12 protein-coding genes and 1 tRNA gene are annotated in these 12706 nt (G+C 65.7%); 2 read left to right on the forward strand and 11 right to left on the reverse strand.

What is annotated here, in order from left to right:
• Positions 1–22 precede the first annotated feature (22 nt).
• From ACZY0Y_RS02960 to rpsB, 5 genes are all read right to left on the reverse strand, one after another.
• Positions 23–943, reverse strand: coding sequence for a phosphatidate cytidylyltransferase (locus ACZY0Y_RS02960; protein ID WP_463956746.1), 921 nt, complete (start codon positions 941–943; stop codon positions 23–25).
• On the reverse strand, positions 943–1500 hold the full coding sequence (gene frr, locus ACZY0Y_RS02965) for a ribosome recycling factor (RefSeq protein ID WP_160666850.1): 558 nt from the start codon (positions 1498–1500) through the stop codon (positions 943–945). The genes ACZY0Y_RS02960 and frr overlap by 1 nt, the downstream gene beginning before the upstream one ends.
• Positions 1501–1612: 112 nt before the next feature.
• Positions 1613–2350: a UMP kinase gene (pyrH, locus tag ACZY0Y_RS02970; RefSeq protein ID WP_463880338.1), complete on the reverse strand. Its 738-nt coding sequence runs from the start codon at positions 2348–2350 to the stop codon at positions 1613–1615.
• Between the two features lie 218 nt (positions 2351–2568).
• Positions 2569–3405, reverse strand: coding sequence for a translation elongation factor Ts (gene tsf, locus ACZY0Y_RS02975; protein ID WP_024365710.1), 837 nt, complete (start codon positions 3403–3405; stop codon positions 2569–2571).
• A 161-nt stretch (positions 3406–3566) separates the two neighbouring features.
• Entirely contained in the window at positions 3567–4517 is a 951-nt protein-coding gene (gene rpsB, locus ACZY0Y_RS02980; protein ID WP_463880333.1) for a 30S ribosomal protein S2, read from the reverse strand.
• A gap of 460 nt (positions 4518–4977) precedes the next feature.
• On the opposite strand from rpsB, the gene ACZY0Y_RS02985 reads away from it, so the two are divergent.
• Complete coding sequence (locus ACZY0Y_RS02985) at positions 4978–5577, forward strand: peptidoglycan DD-metalloendopeptidase family protein (RefSeq protein ID WP_463956748.1); 600 nt, start codon at positions 4978–4980, stop codon at positions 5575–5577.
• Positions 5578–5695: 118 nt separating this feature from the next.
• Here the strand turns inward: ACZY0Y_RS02985 and ACZY0Y_RS02990 are convergent, their stop codons facing one another.
• The 6 genes from ACZY0Y_RS02990 to ACZY0Y_RS03015 all read right to left on the reverse strand — a co-directional run bounded on the left by ACZY0Y_RS02990 (position 5696) and on the right by ACZY0Y_RS03015 (position 11127).
• A complete protein-coding gene (locus tag ACZY0Y_RS02990) occupies positions 5696–6886 on the reverse strand; it encodes an acyl-CoA dehydrogenase family protein (protein WP_463880329.1) in 1191 nt (396 codons plus the stop codon).
• Positions 6887–7185: 299 nt separating this feature from the next.
• A tRNA-Ile gene (locus ACZY0Y_RS02995) sits at positions 7186–7259 on the reverse strand.
• 81 nt (positions 7260–7340) lie between these two features.
• Complete coding sequence (locus ACZY0Y_RS03000) at positions 7341–8537, reverse strand: glycosyltransferase (RefSeq protein ID WP_463884816.1); 1197 nt, start codon at positions 8535–8537, stop codon at positions 7341–7343.
• Between the two features lie 103 nt (positions 8538–8640).
• A complete protein-coding gene (locus ACZY0Y_RS03005) occupies positions 8641–9546 on the reverse strand; it encodes a DMT family transporter (protein WP_463884818.1) in 906 nt (301 codons plus the stop codon).
• Positions 9546–10181, reverse strand: coding sequence for a CDP-alcohol phosphatidyltransferase family protein (locus tag ACZY0Y_RS03010; RefSeq protein ID WP_463956749.1), 636 nt, complete (start codon positions 10179–10181; stop codon positions 9546–9548). Before ACZY0Y_RS03010 ends, ACZY0Y_RS03005 begins: the two co-directional genes overlap by 1 nt.
• A 52-nt stretch (positions 10182–10233) precedes the next feature.
• Complete coding sequence (locus ACZY0Y_RS03015) at positions 10234–11127, reverse strand: phage holin family protein (protein WP_463956750.1); 894 nt, start codon at positions 11125–11127, stop codon at positions 10234–10236.
• Between the two features lie 182 nt (positions 11128–11309).
• Here ACZY0Y_RS03015 and ACZY0Y_RS03020 point away from each other — a divergent pair, with 182 nt between their 5' ends.
• Complete coding sequence (locus ACZY0Y_RS03020; RefSeq protein WP_463884824.1) at positions 11310–12533, forward strand: multidrug effflux MFS transporter; 1224 nt, start codon at positions 11310–11312, stop codon at positions 12531–12533.
• The last annotated feature ends 173 nt before the right edge of the window (positions 12534–12706 follow it).

A 12706-nucleotide genomic window follows, 5' to 3' on the forward strand; every position in this document is an offset into this window, starting at 1 on the left:
GGAGGGTGGAAGAGGGGGTGCCTCACGCGCCGGCCAGGAGGGAGCAGAGGATGAATGCCACCGGGCAGGCGAAGACGATCGAGTCCAGCCGGTCCATGACCCCGCCGTGCCCGGGCAGGATGCTGCTCATGTCCTTGATCCCGAGTTCGCGCTTCACCATGGATTCGGAGAGGTCACCGGCGGTGGCAGCGGCGACCATGCCCACGGCCAGCACCACGCCAAACCACCAGGGCTTGTCCAGCAGGAAGATGGCGGCGAGCACCCCGACCACCGTGGCACCGGCGATGGACCCGGCGAAGCCTTCCCAGCTCTTTTTGGGACTGATCTTCGGCGCCATCGGGTGCTTGCCGAGCGAGGCGCCGACGAGGTACCCGAAGGTGTCATTGGCGACCACCAGCAGCAGGAGGGTGGCAATCTGCCACGCTCCGGGGGGAACAACGCCGTCGGGCCATAGTCCCACCGGCGTTTCACCCACAGGGGTGTGCAGCGGCAGCACGGCGAAGCTGATCATGAACGGGATCCAGGCCAGGGTGAAGACACCGGCGAAGATGCTGCGTGCGGAACCGGCGGCGCCCTCGAGGGACCGCCAGATCAGGGCCGCGACGCTGCTGAGCATCATGGCGAACAGGAGGCTCTCGAGGCCGCCGAAGTAGGCGGAAGCGGGCATCGCGACGGCGCCGGTCATGACCGGCACGATCGGCAGCCTGGTGCCCGAGGTTTCCAGGGCCCGGAAGACTTCCCACACGCCGAAGACCGCGAAGGCGGTGACAATGAGCACGAACCCCAGCGGAAGGAACAACAGTCCGCCGAGGACAAAGAAGAGCATGCCAAGGCCCACCGCTGTAGCCGCGGGAAGGTTCCTTCCGGCTTTCGGCGTCGGGTTCCTCCGCTGCTTCCGCCGCACCCGGACGTCGGCCCCGGGATCCCCCTGTTCCTGCGCCATTAGACCTCGAGCAGCTCGGCTTCCTTGCGCTTGAGCAGCTCGTCGATCCCGTCGACGTGGGCCTTGGTCAGGGCGTCCAGTTCCTTTTCGCCTCGGCTGCCCTCGTCCTCGCCGGCTTCGCCGTCCTTGACCAGCTTGTCCAGGGTTTCCTTGGCCTTGCGGCGGATGTTGCGGATGGAGACCTTGGCGTCCTCGCCCTTGGTCTTGACGATCTTGACGTATTCCTTGCGGCGCTCCTGCGTGAGATCCGGGATGGTGATCCGGATGACGCTGCCGTCGTTCGAGGGGTTGGCTCCCACCTCGGAGTCGCTCAGGGCCCGTTCGATGTCGCGCAGGGCGGTCTTGTCGAACGGCGTGATCAGGATGGTGCGGGCGTCCGGGATGGCGAATGAGGCCAGCTGCTGCAAGGGTGTGGGAGAACCGTAGTAGTCCACCAGGACCTTGTTGTAGAGGCCCGGGTTGGCGCGGCCGGTCCGGATCGAGGCGAAGTCTTCCTTGGCTACTTCAACCGCCTTGTCCATCTTTTCCCCGGCTTCGAGCAAGGTTTCTTCGATCACGATCTCTCCTCAGAAATTGGTGCACCCGCCGCTGGCGGGGTGCTGTTGTGTTCCGGCTGCTGGCCCCCTGCTGCGGGGGTGCGGAACTGTCCTGAAAACATCCTAGCCGTTGCTAGGGGGTGACGATGGTGCCCAGGTCCTCGCCCCGAATGGCGCGGGTCACGTTGCCTTCGCCTTCCATCCCGAACACGACCATGGTGAGGTTGTTGTCCTTGCACATGGTCATCGCGGTCTGGTCCATCACCCGGATATCGCGGCGCAGGGCGTCGTCGTAGCTGAGGCGGTGCAGCTTCTCTGCTGTGGGGTCCTTCTTCGGGTCTGCGGTGTAGACGCCGTCGACGCCGCTCTTCGCCATCAGGACGACGTCGGCGTGGACCTCCATGGCGCGCTGGGCGGCCACGGTGTCGGTGGAGAAGTACGGCAAGCCGGCTCCGGCGCCGAAGATGACAACGCGGCCCTTTTCCATGTGTCGGATGGCGCGGCGCGGAATGTACGCCTCCGCGACCTGGCCCATGGTGATGGCGCTCTGGACCCGGGTTTCGACGCCGGCCTGCTCCAGGAAGTCCTGGAGGGCCAGGCAGTTCATGACCGTGCCGAGCATGCCCATGTAGTCGGCGCGGGACCGGTCCATGCCGCTCTGGGACAGTTCGGCGCCGCGGAAGAAGTTCCCGCCGCCGACGACGATCGCAACCTCGACGTCGGGGACTGCTGCGGCGATCTGCTTGGCCACGCCGCGGACGGTATCCGGGTCAACGCCGAGCTTCCCGCCGCCGAAGACCTCGCCGGAAAGCTTCAACAGGACTCGGCGCCGGCTCTTCTTTGGCTGGACTGAAGTGGTGACGGTTTCCATGGTGCCTTCCCGTTGGTGAACTCTGAGCTAGGTTATCGTGCCGGGGACCAAAGGCGTCATTCCGCCCGGACCCGGTTCTGCCCCGGTTCTGCCCCGGGGGGCATGCCCGGGGGCATGCCCCGGGAGCGGGTCCCGGGGCAGACCGTGCATGCAAAAGGGGCGGCCACCGCAGTGACCACCCCCTCAGCGTGTCGGACTAATGTCCGACGGGTGTCTGACTAGGAACCGACGCGGAAACGCGTGAATGCGGTGCCCTTGACGCCGGCCTCTTCGAGGATCTGCGCGACAGACTTCTTGGCATCTTTGGCGAATGCCTGGTCGAGGAGAACCTCGCCCTTGTAGAAGCCAGTGACACGGCCTTCCACAATCTTGGTCATTGCTGCTTCGGGCTTGCCTTCAGCCTTGGCAGTCTCCTCGGCGATGCGGCGCTCGGACTCGACGAGGTCGGCCGGCACATCCTCGCGGGAGAGGTAGTTCGGGGACATCGCGGCGATGTGAACGGCGACGTCGTGGGCTGCGGTGGCAGCTGCTTCGCCTTCGCCGTCCACAGCGAACAGGACGCCGACCTGGGCCGGGAGATCCTTGGAGGTCTTGTGCAGGTAAGCGTCGACCGTTGCGCCCTCGATGCGGGAGATGCGGCGGACAACAACCTTCTCGCCCAGAACGGCGCCCTCTTCGATGACAACCTCGGACAGCGGCTTGCCGTCAACCTCGGTGGCCAGCAGGGTCTCGAGATCGGCAGCGCCGGACTCGACGGCAACGGCCAGGACCTTGTCGGCGAGCTGGATGAACTTGTCAGCCTTCGCGACGAAGTCGGTCTCGCAGTTGACTTCAATCATCACGCCAACGCCGCCGTCGACCTTGGCAGCAACCAGGCCTTCCGCGGTGGAGCGGCCTTCGCGCTTGGTAGCGCCCTTGAGGCCCTTGATGCGGATGATTTCGATGGCCTTCTCGGCGTCACCGTTGGCCTCGTCAAGAGCCTTCTTGACATCCATCATGCCGGCGCCCGTGCGCTCGCGCAGAGCCTTGATATCAGCGGCAGTGTAGTTCGCCATGTGAACCCCTCTGTCTAGAAATTTTTATGTGGTGTACGGACTGACAGGACGGCAGCTCACCGGCGTGAGCGGCCATCCTGTCAGTTCCCCTGCGCTGCGGAGAGCGGGCGGGGAGATCCGGATTTATTTGTCAGCTGAGCAAGCAGACTTTTTGGGTCTGACTACTTGGATTCGCCAGCAGCGTCTTCGGCAACCGGAGCGGCCTCGGCGGCGGGTGCCTCAACAGCGGCCGGAGCAGCTTCTGCGGCGGGTGCCTCAACAGCGGCCGGAGCAGCTTCTGCGGCGGGTGCCTCAACAGCTGCCGGAGCAGCTTCTGCGGCCGGAGCGGCAGCAGCTTCTTCGGTCTTGCTGCCTTCGAGGAGCTCGCGCTCCCACTCGGCCAGCGGCTCTTCCGGAGCTTCCGTGGTGCCGGTGGCGCGCTGGTTGCGGGCGATCAGGCCCTCAGCAACGGCGTCAGCAACAACGCGGGTCAACAGGTTGACGGAGCGGATGGCGTCGTCGTTGCCCGGGATCGGGAAGTCGACTTCGTCCGGATCGCAGTTGGTGTCCAGGATGGCAACAACCGGGATGTTCAGCTTCTTGGCCTCGTCGACAGCAAGGTGTTCCTTCTTGGTGTCAACGATCCACAGCGCGGAAGGCGCCTTGGTCAGGTTGCGGATACCACCGAGGTTGGTTTCCAGCTTGGTGAGCTCGCGGCGAAGGAGCAGCAGCTCCTTCTTGGTGTACGCGGAACCGGCGACGTCGTCGAAGTCGATCTCTTCGAGTTCCTTCATGCGCTGGATGCGCTTGGAGACCGTCTGGAAGTTGGTCAGCATACCGCCGAGCCAACGCTGGTTGACGTACGGCTGGCCAACGCGGGTGGCCTGCTCGGCGATGGATTCCTGCGCCTGCTTCTTGGTGCCGACGAAGAGAACGGTGCCGCCGTGTGCAACGGTGGCCTTCACGAACTCGTAGGCACGGTCGATGTAGGACAGCGACTGCTGCAGGTCAATGATGTAGATGCCGTTGCGCTCCGTGAAGATGAAACGCTTCATCTTCGGGTTCCAACGGCGGGTCTGGTGTCCAAAGTGGACGCCGCTGTCAAGCAGCTGGCGCATAGTTACGACGGGCATGCCGACGCTCCTTCCGGCAGGTCATTCATGAGACAGCCCATGGGCTGTCTTACCCTGCCAATAGTTGACGGTTGATTAGCAACACCCAGGCGGGCGGTGCTCCTGGCATCCACTGCGCTTCTTATCCGGACCATAGGCCCGGACCGAAAGAGGCGCAGTCCTCCGCGCCTGAAGAGTTCAAGCTTCGAATGAGGAGGGCTGGATACGCGTAGTCAGCCACTGCTCCCCCGCACCCCAGAATGAGGCGTGCCGGCTTGGACAATTGGATTGATCAAGCGTGAGGGCACAGCAAACTGCTCCACCTAGTGTACTACAGGGCAGCTGCCGGATTGCACGATTCCGGCGGTGGCCGGTGGGCTGCGGAAGGCCGCGGATGGGTCTCCCGGAGGGCCGGGCTGCGCTATCCACATAGCCTCGGGTAGCGCTTTCGTGGATACGGCGGCAGCTGCAGGCTTGGACCATGAAACCCCCGGCATATCTGGCCGCCCTTCTTGCCCTGCTGCTCCTGTGGCCTTCGCCCGTGGCGGCGTCGGCACGCCCGGGACTGGCTGCCGGCGCTGCCGCCGGCACTGCTTCCGGCACCGCGTCCGGCACCGCGTCCCGTGCCGCCGTTGCCGGCCCAGGCCTGGCGGCCGCCGCGTGGAGCTGGCCGCTGAACCCCAAACCTGCCGTCCTGCGCGCCTTTGATCCGCCGGCGAAACCGTGGCTGGGCGGCCACCGCGGTGTGGATCTTCAGGCATCGCACGACGGCGCCCCGGTCACCTCGCCGGCGCACGGCACAGTGAGCTTTGTCGGCGTCGTGGTGGACCGTCCGGTTATCACCGTCGACCACGGCAACGGATTGCGCAGCAGCTTCGAGGCCGTTCGCAGCAACCTGGACGCAGGCGCCGCCGTCGCCGAGGGGGACGTCCTGGGGTGGATCCAGCCCGGCCACTGCACACCCGGTCCCTGCGTCCACTGGGGCGTCCGCCGCGGTGAAACCTACCTCAATCCGCTGGCGTTCGTGTCCGACCTGCGGCCCTCCGTCCTGCTGCCTCCTCTGGACCCTGCGCCCGGGTAGGGCGCAGGGGCTGCAGCCGTCAGGGACGGATGGGTACCGCCGAGGCACAGCCGGCGGCCAACATGCGGCCCCACGGGTGCCCGGGTACGCCGTGGCCGGACCGCTGGGCGGGCGCGTGCTAGACGATCGCGGAGATGCCCGTGATGGCGCGGCCCGTGACGAGGGTGTTGATCTCGTGAGTGCCTTCGTAGGAGTAGATGGCCTCGGCATCCGAGAAGATCTTGGCCATCTCAAAGTCGGTAACAATCCCATTGCCACCGAGGAGGCTGCGGCCCAGCGCAACACTTTCGCGCATGCGTGCCGTGGTGAAGGCCTTGGCCAGGGCGGACTGCTCGTCCTTGGCCTGCCCCAGGTCCTCGAGCTGGGAAAGCCGGACCATCATTCCCATCGAGCTCACCGCGTTGCCGAGGATCTGTACAAGCTGGTGCTGCACCAGCTGGAAGGAGGCGATCGGGCGTCCGAACTGGCTGCGTTCCACGGCATAGCGGCGGGCGACGTCAAAGGCCGCGAGCTGCTGGCCCACCGCCTGCCAGGCAACCGCCAGCCGCGTGACTTTAAGGACCTTGTTCGTGTCGCGGAAGCTGTTGGCGTTCGCGAGCTTGAAGAAGTCCGGCACCACAACGTTGTCGAGGATGATGTCGGCGTTCTGGACGATGCGCAGCGATATCTTGTTCTCAATCTTGGTGGCGCTGTATCCCTCGGTCCTGGTGTCGACGAGGAAGCCCTTCACCTGATTGTCGGCGAGGTCACGGGCGAAGATGACCACCCAGTCGGAGAACGTGGCGTTGCCGATCCAGCGCTTTGCTCCGTTCAGGATCCAGCTGTTCCCCTCCCGGCGGGCAGTCGTGCGGGTGCCGCCGGCAACGTCGGAACCGCCGAGGGGCTCGGTGAGGCCGAAGGCGCCGATCTTCTTGAGCGAATAGATGTCCGGGAGCCACGCCTCCTGCTGCTCCTGGGAGGCCAGCGCTTCGATGGAGCCGGTGAAGAGTCCGTCGTGGACGCCCAGGAAGGTGGCGATGGAGGTGTCGGCGCGGGTTGCCTCGGCGTGCATGATGCCCGCAAAGAGGTTGGAGTATCCCTGCCTCCGGACCGGGCTGACCAGATCGATCTCGGCAAGCTTCGGAATCAGGTCCATCGGGAACTCACCACGGTTCCAGCAGTCGACCGCGATCGGCTTGACCTCGCGTGCCAGGAACTCGCGGACCTCCGCGATCCGGTCCTGTTCCTTGCCGCTGAGCAGTTGCTCGAAGGCGAAGAAGTCGCCATCGGCGTACGGGAGGTTATTGATGTCGATGTCAGCTTTGGACATGGTGTTCCTTCACGTGGGATCAGCAGCGACCAGGATGACGCGGGCGATGCGCCGGCGGGATGTTACTCACGAGTAACTTATCGCAACCCGGCGGAACACCGCAAGTGACGGAGGCCATAGGGACAGACACAAACCCGGACCAGCCGCAGGCGCAGAACAGGGCGATCGGCCCCGGCCGGACGCAGGGCCGACACACAGGGCCGACACACAGCCGGACACAGCAAAGGAGCCGGGCCGACGTCGCAACATCAGCCACGGCTCCCGTGGATGCGGATCCCCTTCAGGGTTCCGCGTGAAGGTAGGGCTACTCGGACTTGAACCGAGGACCTTAGGATTATGAGTCCCGCGCTCTAACCAGCTGAGCTATAGCCCCGCGTCCCGGAAATCGTTCCGGCCCACATGGGGCCGGACAGTTTCCGCGCAAAAATCACTCTAGCAAGAGAAGTCGGCCCGATCAGACGACGAGGTCGTCGTAGCTCGCGCCGCGGTACAGGTCCTCGAAGGCCTGCAGGGTGCGTTCGAGGCTGTGGTTCTCCACCATCCCCCGGCTCGCCTTTCCCATCGCCGCCAGTTCATCGGCGGGCAGCGACAGCACACGGACCATCTTGGCGGCGAGGTCGTCGCTGTCATTGGGCGTGAACAGGTAGCCGTTTTCGCCGTCGCGCACCAGATGAGGCAACGCCATGGCGTCCGCCAGCAGCACAGGAGTGGAAGCGGACATCGCTTCCAGCGTCACGAGCGACTGCAGCTCGGCAGTGCCGGGCATGCAGAACAGGTCCGCCGCCAGGTAGGCCCTGCGGAGATCGGCGTCGCTGGCCAGGCCGAGGAACGAGACCCGGTCCTGCATGCCCAGCCGGGCAACCTGGGCCTCGAGCGCCGGGCGCACTTCGCCGCCGCCGACGATCTCGAGGTGGACGTCCAGCTCCTTGGGCGTCTTGGCGACAGCGTCGATGAGGACGTCGATGTGCTTTTCCTCGGCGAGCCGGCCCACGAACAGTACCGCGGGACTCGAGTGGCGCACCAGCTCTTCGCCGGGCTGGAGTTCGTAATCGGCGGAGTCGATGCCGTTCGAGAGCGGCAGCACCTTGCGGAGGAAGGCGTGCTGGTGCATCGCCTTGGCTGCCAGCGGCGTCGGGGTGGTGACGACGTCGGCCTGGCCCATGACCTTGCCCATGTCCTTCCAGGAGATGCGTCCCACGATGTCCTTGAACCACTGCGGGAACGGCAGGAACGGGTTCAGGTTCTCGGGCATGAAGTGGTTGGTCGCCACAATCCGGATGCCGCGCTTGACGGCCTCGTAGAGCACATGCTCGCCGATCATGTAATGGCTCTGGATGTGCACGACGTCGGGCTGGATCCGGTCGAACAGCAGGCTGATTTCCTTCTTGATTTCCCAGGGGAAAGTAATCCGGAAGTATTCGTGGGTGGGAACTGAGTGCGAGCGGATCCGGTGGACGGTGCCTTCGTCGCTGGATTCGGTGTAGCTCTTGCCCTTGTCCGGGCGGCAGGCGAGGACGTGAACGTCGTGGCCGCGCGCCTTCATGCCCTTCGCAAGGCGGTAGCCGAACATGGCAGCGCCGTTGACGTGGGGCGGGTAGGTGTCCGCGGCAATCAGGATGGTCAGCGGATTCTGGTTGTCAGGCATGGTCACGTGGAGAGCTCCTGGTGGTCACGGTGCGGACAGCTGGTCAGTGACGGCCGGCTGGCCGTCGGCGCAGGCGCGCCTGGCCGACTGGTGAAGTCTGGTTGATGTCCTAAGACACGCGCCCCGCAGCCTTCCGCGCGTCCTTCTTGCGCTTGGTGACTTCGGGGTGGTGCCTGGACAGGGCGATCACTCCCACGATAGCAAGCGAACCGGCGGCCCCCATCGCAATCGCCGTCACGGCGTGGACATCGGGGCGCAGCTCGCCGAGGATCGTGATGCCGATCGCGATGCCGACGATCGGGTCGATCACGGTCAGCCCGGCAATCACCAGGTCCGGCGGGCCACCGGAGTACGCGTTTTGGACGAACCACGAGCCCAGGCCGCCGGCGGCGGCGATGGCGACCACTGAATACCACGGCACGTTCAGGAAGCCCAGCCCGTTGGGATCGAGAAGGTGCTTGCCGATGATGCGGGTCAGGACGGCGACGAAGCCGAACAGGATACCGGCGCCAAGGATATAGATGAAGGCGCTCATCCGGTGCTTGAACATCAGGGCGAGCGTCCCGAACAGTCCAACAGCCAGTGCCAGCAGCAGCACGATGGTCAGCTCGTCCGAGGAGCTGACCTGGTGGTTTTCCTGGGTCACATTAACTGCCAGGACCACGAACAAGGCCGAACCCGTGACACAGGCGGAGATGGCCACGACCGTGGCACGGTTGATGGTCAGCCCCTGGTCCTTGGCGTTGACGATCGTGGTGATGACCAGGGCAATCGCCCCGATCGGCTGGACCACGGTCAGGGGCGCCATGACCAGGGCGACGGCGTTCATCGCCATGCCCACAGTCAGCAGCAGGAGGCCAAACACCCAGCGCGGGCTGCGGAGCAGCCGCAGCATGCCATGGCTGCTGAGCGCCAGTCCTCCGGTGTCTGATTTGACGGCACTGCCTTGGCGCTGGGCGCCGATCGCGAGGCAAAATGCGCCCAGCACCGCCAGCAGGACGGCAACCCACACCATCAGCGGGTGCCGCCTTCGGCGTCGGGATGGTGGCCCTTGAGCTGCTTGCCCTTGCGGATGATGGCCCGGAAGTAGTTGTAGCCGGCGATCCAGTGCCCCACGAGCCCCAGCCCCAGGAAGATCCAGGCGGCGACGAAGTACGCCTCGGCGCCGGGGACCGGGAGCTTCGAGAGCACGAGCAGCGGCGTACCGACCAAAAGGAGTGCAGTCCGGATCTTGCCGATCCTGCTGACGGGAAGGTCTGGATGGCCGTGGAAGTAGTAGAGCGACAAGGCGAGCAGAATGGCGTCCGGGACGAGGAGCGCCGCGAGGTACCACCATTCCACAACGCCGGCGATCACGAGGGTCACGGCAACCGCGATCAGCGACAGCCGGTCCGCGATGGGATCCATGACCCGCCCGAGGTTGGACATCTGGTCATACCTGCGGGCGACGTAGCCGTCCACCCAGTCGGTGCTGCCCATAATCGCCAGGACGAGGGCAGCGTAGCCGTATTCCTGCGCCCCGAGGACGAGCCAGATGAAGAGCGGGACGCCGAGGAACCGCACCACGGTCAACACGTTGGGGATCGTGAAGACCCGGTCGTGGTGGATCTGGGGCTGACCAGGCCGGGCACCAGCGCCGATGAACCTCATCGGGTCCCCCTTTCCATGGCCGGCAACGAGCGGGCGTTGTTCAGCGGGCTGACTAGCCCTTGAGCAGTTTGCGCAGCAGGAACACAAGAGCGGCGGCCGAGGCGGTCAGCGCGACGAGCGGTTTCCACTGCTGGCCCAGCTGGCCTGCCATGCCGGCGCCATCGGCAGCGGCGCCCTCCGACGTCGCTGGACGTTTCGTGGTGCGCCCGGCCGCTGAACGGAACCCGGCGACCTTGCCGCTGAGCTGTTCCTTGCCGCCCTGCAGCTTCACCTGGGCGGCGGCCAGCAGGATTTGCGCCTGGGTCTTGACGTCCAGTTCCTCGTTGAGTTCATCGCGGACGCCGGTGAGGTGGGCGCGGCGCTGGTCGAGCCGGCGTCGCAGTTCCGCTTCCGTGGGCGGCGGACCGACGTCCGGCTCGGCGGCCTTCTTGGCCTCCTTCTCCGCTTTGGCCTTGGCGGCGGCCTCCGCCTTGGCAGCCTTGGCCGCCTTGTACTGCTCGGACTCCGGATCCAGCACGGCAGGATCGAAAGCAGAGCCCTCCTTGGCGATGCCAAGGTCGTGCTTGAGGCCGCGGATGGTATCCGCCGGAACCAGGGGCATGGCCTGCTTGAACTTGCTGACGCCCACGAGGCCGGCGATCACGGCGATCAGCAGGAAGACACCGCAGACCAGCAGGGCCGCGAGCCAGGCGGGCATGATCGTGGCGAGGCCCATGATGGCGGCGACGATAAGGCCGACCACGAGGAAGGCGACGAAGACCAGTGCAACCGCGAGTACAGCGGCAGCAACGCCGACCTCGATGCCCTTGCGCTTGATCTCGACCTTGGCCAGGGCAATCTCGTCGTTGAGCTGCCGCGGAGCCAATTTGAAGATCAGCTTCAGGGTCCTGGGCAGCGCTGAAATGCGCAGCGCCCCGTTTGTCCCGCCGCTGTGACGTCCGCTCATCGGTCCCGCCTAACTGGTTACACCTGTGATTCCGCTTCCGCGGGCTTGCCGGTCTGCGCAGCTCATGCAGACCCCGGTGTCAAAACTACCATTCAGGCTCCCGGCAGCGGCGCGGGCGCGGGCTGTGGCGCGCCACCACCCACCGGCCCGGCCGGCTGGCGTGAGCCCTAGGATTGACCTCTGTGACTACACACACCAATCCCGGCGATTCCCTGAGCCGCCGCCGCAAGCTGCTCTACATACTGATGCTCGGCGCCTTGACCGCCCTGGGACCGTTCACGGTGGACCTGTATCTTCCGGCGTTCCCAGCGCTGGAGGAGAGCCTGGGCGTCTCGGAGGCGGCCGTGCAGCTGACGCTGACCGGCACGACGATCGGCTTTGCGCTGGGCCAGTTGGTGGTCGGGCCGCTCAGCGACAAGTTCGGCCGGCGGATGCCGTTGATCCTGGCGACGGCGGTGCACATCATCGCTTCCCTTGGCGCCGCCCTGTCGACCGACATCTCGACGCTGGGCTTCTTCCGGGTGCTGATGGGCATCGGTGCAGCGGGGGGCGGCGTCGTGGCCATGGCGATGGTGCGGGACTTGTTCAGCGGCTTCGCCATGGTGCGGATGTTTTCCCGGATGGCCCTGGTCAACGGCCTGGCCCCGATCCTTGCCCCGGTAATCGGCTCGCAGCTGCTGCTGTTCATGCCGTGGCCGGGAATCTTCTTCTTCCTGGCCGGGTACGGCATGTGCGTCCTCACAGCCGCGGTGTTCGTGGTCCGCGAGACGCTGCCCCGGGAACTGCGCGGAAAGACCGGCATGACCGCGCGTCAGCGCTACGGTGTCCTATTCGGAGACCGGATCTTCGTGGGGCTGCTGCTGGTGGGCGGCATGAACTTCGCCGGGCTGTTCACGTACCTTTCCGCATCGCCGTTCCTGTTCCAGGATGTTTATGGCTTCAGCCCTCAGCAATACGGCCTGCTCTTCGGCGTGAATTCGCTGGGCATCGTCGCGGGCGTGCAGACCAGCTCGAGGCTCATCCGGCGGGTCCCGCCGCAGTGGATCCTGGCGTGCTCCACGGCGTGGATGTTCTCGATGGCCGTGCTGATCGTGATCTTCGACCAGCTGGGCTTCGGGCTGTGGGGCGTGATGGTTCCACTGTGGTTCTACATCCTCGGCGCCGGGTTCACGTTCCCCTGCGTGCAGGTGCTGGCGCTGGCCAAGCACGGGGCGCAGGCCGGAACGGCTGCCTCCTTGCTTGGTGCTGCCACCTTCCTGATGGCGGGGCTTATTTCGCCGGTGGTGGGCTGGCTCGGCGTCACGTCCGCCACGCCGATGGGCGCAGTCCAGGCCGCATGCATTTTCCTGGCCGCTGCTGCCCTGTGGCTCGTGGTCAGGCCCCGGACGGTCCCGGCGATCCAGTAGCCTTCCTCCCGCACCACTGCCCCCAACCCCGCGGGACATGCCCAGCCTTGGCTCGCACGAACCCGGGGGACATGCCCAGCCTTGGCTCGCAGGAACCCGGGGGACATGCCCAGCCTTGGCTCGCAGGAATGGGCATATAGGCACTACGTCCATTCGCCAACCGCAGAGCGGGG

The organism is Pseudarthrobacter kochi, from assembly GCF_055412805.1.